Annotated in this window: 8 protein-coding genes; 3 read left to right on the top strand and 5 right to left on the bottom strand. The window is 41.5% G+C overall.

Translation table 11 applies throughout. The features are described 5' to 3' along the window. Nucleotides 1–76: 76 nt before the first annotated feature. Both AC59IL_RS38715 and AC59IL_RS38710 read right to left on the bottom strand, forming a co-directional pair. Nucleotides 77–1,141 carry an L-dopachrome tautomerase-related protein gene (locus AC59IL_RS38715; protein ID WP_496557627.1) on the bottom strand — a complete coding sequence of 355 codons (1,065 nt, stop codon included), beginning with the start codon at nucleotides 1,139–1,141 and terminating at the stop codon, nucleotides 77–79. 95 nt (nucleotides 1,142–1,236) lie between these two features. Continuing rightward, the gene (locus tag AC59IL_RS38710; RefSeq protein ID WP_496557626.1) at nucleotides 1,237–1,800 is read right to left on the bottom strand and encodes a Crp/Fnr family transcriptional regulator; all 564 of its coding nucleotides are present in this window, start codon (nucleotides 1,798–1,800) and stop codon (nucleotides 1,237–1,239) included. A 3-nt stretch (nucleotides 1,801–1,803) separates the two neighbouring features. Between AC59IL_RS38710 and AC59IL_RS38705 the strand changes: the two genes are divergently transcribed. Together AC59IL_RS38705 and AC59IL_RS38700 are read left to right on the top strand one after the other, a co-directional pair. Then, a complete protein-coding gene (locus AC59IL_RS38705) occupies nucleotides 1,804–2,118 on the top strand; it encodes a carboxypeptidase regulatory-like domain-containing protein (protein ID WP_496557625.1) in 315 nt (104 codons plus the stop codon). A gap of 207 nt (nucleotides 2,119–2,325) precedes the next feature. Beyond that, the gene (locus AC59IL_RS38700; RefSeq protein ID WP_496557624.1) at nucleotides 2,326–2,763 is read left to right on the top strand and encodes a CBS domain-containing protein; all 438 of its coding nucleotides are present in this window, start codon (nucleotides 2,326–2,328) and stop codon (nucleotides 2,761–2,763) included. A gap of 224 nt (nucleotides 2,764–2,987) precedes the next feature. Here the strand turns inward: AC59IL_RS38700 and AC59IL_RS38695 are convergent, their stop codons facing one another. Continuing rightward, nucleotides 2,988–5,111, bottom strand: coding sequence for an endonuclease MutS2 (locus AC59IL_RS38695; RefSeq protein ID WP_496557623.1), 2,124 nt, complete (start codon nucleotides 5,109–5,111; stop codon nucleotides 2,988–2,990). Between the two features lie 113 nt (nucleotides 5,112–5,224). Continuing rightward, the gene (locus tag AC59IL_RS38690) at nucleotides 5,225–5,647 is read right to left on the bottom strand and encodes a hypothetical protein (protein WP_496557622.1); all 423 of its coding nucleotides are present in this window, start codon (nucleotides 5,645–5,647) and stop codon (nucleotides 5,225–5,227) included. A 184-nt stretch (nucleotides 5,648–5,831) separates the two neighbouring features. On the opposite strand from AC59IL_RS38690, the gene AC59IL_RS38685 reads away from it, so the two are divergent. Then, entirely contained in the window at nucleotides 5,832–6,716 is an 885-nt protein-coding gene (locus AC59IL_RS38685) for a hypothetical protein (RefSeq protein WP_496557621.1), read from the top strand. A gap of 235 nt (nucleotides 6,717–6,951) precedes the next feature. Here AC59IL_RS38685 and AC59IL_RS38680 read toward each other — a convergent pair whose 3' ends face one another. Next, nucleotides 6,952–7,092 (bottom strand): hypothetical protein, encoded by a 141-nt coding sequence (locus AC59IL_RS38680; RefSeq protein ID WP_496557620.1) that lies wholly within the window; start codon nucleotides 7,090–7,092, stop codon nucleotides 6,952–6,954. Nucleotides 7,093–7,237: the final 145 nt, after the last annotated feature.

Raw genomic sequence — 7,237 nt, 5'->3', positions numbered from 1 at the left:
AATTCTACAGAAGCTTTTTACATAGAAAACATACAATCTTTTTTAGTTTGAGGTTTTTACCCGGGTTTGCCTGCACTTACTTCATTAACTTTAATCTGAATATTTTATAAGTACCTCTCTTTTCCCTGGGAAGATGTATTTGCGAAGTGGTAAACATAAGATCCCCGTTACTATCAAAAGAAAAAGAATCAGGCCATTTTATTTCTTCATCAGTAACTAACTCAGTAAGAACACCGTTTTTATCAAGTTTGCTTATAGCATTTTTTTCTATACTGCTGAGATACAGATTTCCTGTTTTGTCAAAAATAATCCCATCATTGGCCCCTGTTTGGGCGAATCTTTCTACCAGATTCCCTAACGCTATACTATCTAATTTTAAATTCAATAAAGATTTTGTTGGTATACGGTATACATATTTACCCATCAAGGCACAATAATACAAGTACTTGTTTTGGGGGTCTAAAGCAATACCATCAGAATGAACAGGATGGTTTCGAACGAGCCCCTCTACCGTTATTTGTTGCACTTCTGTTAAGGTAGAGGGATGGTTCGACAATACACGCCTGACCGTATTTGTTTTTAAATCCAATATTACTATCCCTCCAACCTGGGAGTCTGAAATGTATGCGACTTTATTTTTATTATCGATTCGCAAATCGTTCAGATAGCTTTTTCCCGAAATCGCATCTGCAGGAATATGGTATTCATGAATGAGTGTATTATCCTTCAGGTTAAATGTATAAATATGTGCTCCCTTAGTGCTATCTGTTGATAGTTCGTAGCCAGGGTCTAACACCCAAAGCACATCCAACTCATCAACAAAAACACTTTGTACGCAAATAAATTTGTTCTTTCCGGGCATGCCGGTTTGCCAGTTGTTCCAGTCTGCATTTGGATAAGGAACAATTGCGCCATTCACCATCTCAGCAACAGAAACGGGTGTTTTGTCAGACCATCTTGGATAGTTAACAAACACCCTGTTATTTTTAGAAATTGCTATCCCGGTCCATTGATTTTCGCTTTCAGCAAATATTGATAAGGATGGATGTTTTACATTTGGTTTCGCCGTTAATGTTTGACCAATCGCAGAATCGATACATACCAACATCAATAAAATTAAAGCAACGTTTATTCTTTTCATTTATATAACTGTTTAAAATCAGCGATACAAAACTTGCGGTAATTTGCCTGATGGTAAAGGTATTTTGTCACTATTTTTTTGTGATGTATGTCACGCTAAGAAGAAAGCCGGCTTAACGTTTCTCTCGACACGCCAAGATAAGCTGCAATAAATGTCTTGGGAACTCTTTGCAAAAGCCCCGGGTATTGATTAAGCAGAAGTTCGTAGCGTTTCTTTGCATTGTTGGTAAGTAATGATAGCACACGCCTTTGCAAGGCAACAAAACCACTATTCGCTTTTTTTCTGAAAAACTGTTCTATTTTATGCATTTCTGCACAAAGTTTCTCCCTGTTTTCAAATGAAAGGCAGAGCAACTCAGTATCTTCAATGCAATCCACATTCAACGTTGCTTTTGTTCGATTAAAATAAGCCTGATAGTCGGTTATCCACCAATCTTCCATTGCAAATTGAAGTATATGCTCTTTTCCATCTTCATCAATGTGATATGCTTTTACAAGTCCTTTAATCACCCAATAGGAATTGATTACCATGTCTCCTTCCTGAATGAGAAATTGATGTTTCTTTAATTTCTTAGTTGTAAAGTGAGATAGAATGTGAGCAAATTCTTCTTCTGTTAATGGCGTTATTTTCTCAATATGTTCCCTTAATTCTTTACTCATAATTTGCTGCAAATCTATAATGAATTTTCCCGAAAAACTTGTAGTGTTGCCGTTCCGGCACAATCCAGCGGATCGCGCATCAGCGGTTTTATTTACGATGAAACCGATAAACCCATCGATGGCGCTACCATTACTTTTACCAATACCACTACCGGTTTTACAACTGCCGGTTCTTCAAACAAAAAAGGCTATTTCACATTCAGCGACGTGCCGGTAGGTTCCGCCTTTTTCTTAATACATACCCTTCTTCTCAATATCCTGATCTGCAGAAAATTATGCCCCGAAAATAAGCTGGCCGCCCGGCCAGCGCCCGTTTAATGTTCGGCCGCTGTTTTTATGTACCATACACATACCCAAAAATTAATATCCGACCCTGAATTGTTTTAATACCGGCATCGGGCCATTTTTATCATAAAATCGGCCCCGGTGGCGTATTTATGCCCGCCGGTTCTTGGTTTTCCATAGCATTTGTTGTAATTTCCATTAAATGATTGTTCACCAAACCGTTCACCAAAACATTGCTGTATGAATAAAAAAGTGGCCGACGTTCTTCTTCGCAAAGGAAGTAATATTACAACCGTTTCACCGGATACAACTGTACTTGAAGCACTGCATATCATGGCCGATCAGAATATCGGTTCTGTTATGGTTTTGGAAAATGGCCACTACGTAGGCATTGTTACAGAGCGCGATTACTCGCGCAAAGTTGCGTTGAAAGGAAAATCATCTACCGATACCGTGGTAAAGGAAATCATGTCGGCCGATCTGCCGCGCGTTACCCCTCACGACTCTGTAGATTATTGCATGCAGTTAATGTCTGACAAAAATATTCGCTACCTGCCCGTGTTCGACGGAGAACAGGTAACCGGTATTATCTCTATCAACGATGTGGTAAAAGAAACTATTCTGTCGCAACAGGAAACAATAACGCAGTTAAAAGATTATCTGCATTCAAGTTTATAAACAGCGACCAATCTTACTATTTCGTGAGAAGACACTGCGAACAATCCCGTATTAGCATTAGTACGGGATTTTATTTTTAGGCTAAGAGCTTAAAATTACTGTTACAGGTTCCAGGTTACAAGTTACAAGGCCCGGGTTTTATCCTAACCTGTAACCTGAAACCTGCAACTTAACAATGAGTATTACTTATTGCCAATTGGCCCTGAGCGAAGTCGAAGGGTTGCCTATTGAGCATTATTATCCTCAGCTTTCTCGGTAACCACCACCAGATCATCTACCGATACCGTAATAGGCATTAATCCTAACTGCACAACGGCTTTTTTACCGCGCAGCTCTTTCACCTCCCCTACCTGGTGATTCTTTTTCATCAATACTTTATCGCCTATTTGCACTTCACCGCCAACCTCTTCGTATTTTGAATTGATCTTTCGCTTCACCTTTTCGGCCGATTGCTTCTGATGCTGCTTAAACAGCAAAGCGTGCATCTGCTTTATCAGCTCTTTTTTATCTTCCTGTGCTTCGGCCTTGCGCCAGTCGAAAACCAGCTGCTTCAGCTTACGCTCCATATCTTTCAGATAGGCTATTCGTTCTTCGGTTATACGGTTCTGATGCTTTAACAGCTCAACCTGCTGGCGATGTTTTTCCTGGTTGATCGTTTGCTGCATTTCTTTTTGCAGCTTTTCATTTTCTTTGATCAACTTACTCAGTTCCTTTTCCTTTTTTTCAATCTCACGCAGGTCCTGCTCAGTACGGTTCAGTAACTTATCTAACCTGAAATGATCTTCCTCAACGAGGCTTCTTGCCCGTGCAATCAGTTTGGGATCGAGCCCGATGCGCTCTGCAATGGAAAAAGTATAGGAGCTACCAGGTTTACCAATGGTGAGCTTGTACAACGGCAACAGGTTTTTTTCATCGAAAGCCATGGCGCCGTTGATGATACCCGGCGTTTTGTTGGCCATTACCTTCAGGTTCAGGTAGTGCGTGGTAACAATACCAAACGCATGTTTGTGGCTCAGCTCATCGAGGATCACTTCAGCAAAAGCGCCGCCAAGATGGGGGTCGCTACCGCTACCCAGCTCATCGATAAAAAACAGGGTTTTTCCGTTGGCATTTTCAATAAAATGCTTCATATGCAACAGGTGCGAGCTGTAGGTGCTCAACTCAAACTCCAGGCTCTGCGTATCGCCGATATGGATCCATAATTGTTTGAAAATTCCAAATACCGAATTGGGATGCACCGGCACCAGCAATCCGCTCTGGATCATCAGTTGCAGCAACCCTACTGTTTTCAGCGTTACTGTTTTACCTCCGGCATTGGGGCCCGAAATAACCAGTATGCGTTTTTTTTCATCGAGGGTCACATCTACCGGTATGGTGGCTTTTTTGTTTTTCTGATGATACAGGTACAGCAAAGGATGATACGCCTGTACCAGATGCACATGCGCTTTATCGTTCAGCATCGGGTAATTACCGTTCATATCCAGCGCCAGTTTGGCCTTGGCCTCAATAAAATCGAATTCACCCAATACCGTGTGGTAAACTTTCAGCAGTGGTGCGTACACCGATAGCCGGGCTGTTAGCTGTTGTAATATTCGGTAAACTTCGCGCCGTTCTTCGTTTTCCAGCGCAAAGATTTCATTGTTCATCTCAATGGTTTCTTCGGGCTCAATAAAAGCGGTACGACGCGTATCGCTCTCCCCATGCAAAATGCCTTTTACCTGGCGTTTTTGCTCAGCCACAATAGCTACCACACGACGGCCATTCAAAAATGCTTCGTCAATATCGGCAGTATAACCGGCTTTACTTAACTTTTGAACGAGCTTATCGAACAAACGGCGCAACTCGGTGCGGCGGCGATACAAACTGCTTCGAATACGCGCCAGGTCTTCCGATGCATTGTCTTTCACTTCACCGTTATCATCCAGCACTTCATCAATCAGTTCAATGATCACTTTTTCGTAATACGTATCCTCGATTACTTTAACCAGTGCAGGATAAGCCAGTCGCCGGTCGGTATCGAACCAACGGAAAATATTACCCAGGCTTTCGGCCAGTTTGCGAATAAGAATAAACTGTTCACCGGTTAATACGCCGCCGGAAATGCCCAGCAGCCGCAGTTCTTTGGATAAGTTCAGCACGTAATCATTGGGAAAATACATGCCGTGCTGTATCAATAATTTGTATTCGTGGCTTTGTTGTAACTCAAGCTCAATAAATTCTTTTCGGGTATGAATGCGCAGCTCTTCTGCTTTATTTTTGGCATACTCTGTTTCGCAATGCTCACCCAGCAAAGTTTTCACTTTATCAAACTCCAGTTGTGATAACGCCGATTCAGGAAAAAACTTCATAAAATAACTCTTCTCGAACCGGCAAAGGTAAAAAGAAAGTTTGGGGTTTGTGGTTTGAAGTTTGGGGTTTAGTCATGAGCAGGGCCTGCCCGACTGGCGGGTCGAAGAATTACTTATTGTCTTACGTTCACCGGCCGCTTTTTTAGCATGATTATGAAATAAATTAAAAAGATAATCTGAGTTAAACAAAAAAGCCACAATATCAGCCCGTTCAACTGTAAATAGCTCTCCGTACCTGCTGGAGTAAAATCAAAATCTTTTGTAGTGCCTGTCCCTGCATCTGCTCTTTTGTCGTTAAATGAAAAAAATTCCATTAAACCTATACAAAGTATTGTTATAGAAATATGAACCATAGCAGGTTTTACAGTAATAGCTGTGTGTTTTTTTCTGATCAGTTTATATAATAAAAAATCAATCAAAAGAACACCGATAAAAAATTGAGCTACAGTTAAACCTGCGATAATGTAATAGGTATCATGGAAATTAATATCCATAAAGCCCGAAACAGGCCGCCATATTAAAAGGGGAACAGGCAACAGCAACAGGTTTTCGATCTTCTTTATATTCATATTTTATTGCAGCATTTGCAATATATCACACAGGCCCGGCCAAAGCAATACCACACAACACATTGGCGAAAAACAACATATCAGCCTGGTCTTCGTTATATTTAAACTTTCTGAATAATAACCCGTCTGAACAACAAACCAATTCGATTTTATGAAATTAAAGCACTTAACACCCTCCTTCGTGCTGATGTTATTAAGTCTCAATGCATTACAATTGCATGCTCAGGACGACCCTCTCCCCGATGCTACCGGTTTACCGGGAGATAATTTTAGTCTGCAGGGCGCCCTTGAAATGTTTAAAAAAGCCGGCTCGCCCGAAGAATTTGAAAAATTATTAAACTCTCAGGATAATAAGGTCAATAACCTCGACCTGAACCAGGATGGCACTACCGATTATATTAAAGTGATCAATAAGCGGGAAAATGATGTGCACGTGTTTGTTTTACAGGCGCAGGTTTCGGAAAATGAAAGCCAGGATATTGCTGTTATAGAACTGGAAAAAACCGGTAAAGACAATGCCGTGGTAGAGATCGTGGGCGATGAGGATATTTTTGGCGAAGAAACTATTGTTGAACCCGAAAGCGACGATAAATCGGCTTTTAACGAAGGCATCCAATCGATGGCCGGCGGTCCCAATATGGAAAATGATAACTATTTTTCATCAACCGGCATTATAGTGAATGTATGGGCATGGCCCTGTGTGCGTTTTGTGTATGCCCCGGCTTATACCCTGTGGGTTTCGCCCTGGAGCTGGCATGCACGCCCTTTATGGTGGCATCCCTGGAGGCCATTTGGCTGGGCAGTGTACCGTCCTTACCGCTATAACTATGCGCCGCATTATGCTGTTGTAACTACCCGCCGTGTTGTATATGCGCCCCGCATTTACCGCCCCATGCGCGTTACCTCTGTTACCGTTACCACCCGTCATCGCGTAGCCGTTAACAACTACCGCGTTGCCCGCAGAACAACTACCGTTCGCGGTCCCCATGGCCGGGTTATTAGAAGTACCACCGTGGTAAGAAGAAGGAGAAGATAAATCGATTAAAATACGTTTTATACAGCCGTGCCCCCGGGTGCGGCTTTTTACTTATCGTACCGACAGGAATCGAACTTCTTTCTCTATGAAAAAATATGATTAAGAATGCCGCTATGTCTCCTGTAGCAGCAACTTTTCCGGGTTTAGTTACTGTCAGAATTAATTACCTACAGTTAGCTTGTTCGCAGGTAATAAGTACTTTTTCTCCTGTAATAGCTGCATTTTCCGGTTTTAGCTACTTATTTTTATCTATAGTCAGTTTTTTCCGGGCTATAGCTTTAAGTCCCTGCACGATAATTACTTTCCTTCCATCGATAACAACATTTTCTTCAGCGTTAGTTACTCCTTTTGCCGTTTTAGATTCATGCTCCGGCATGATAACTGCTTTTCTTTGAGTGATAGTTACTTTTTCTGCGGTTGTAGATTTTTTTTATTGAAAAACAACTTAAAACTCTCAGAAATTTTCAAATCACCGGAAAAAAAACTTACAATCCATCGCATTTCATCTAAATCATGACAAA

The organism is Niastella sp. sgz303648 (assembly GCF_059587045.1).
Note: the sequence above shows the minus strand (reverse complement) of the source record. Positions and strands in the feature narration are given on the sequence as shown.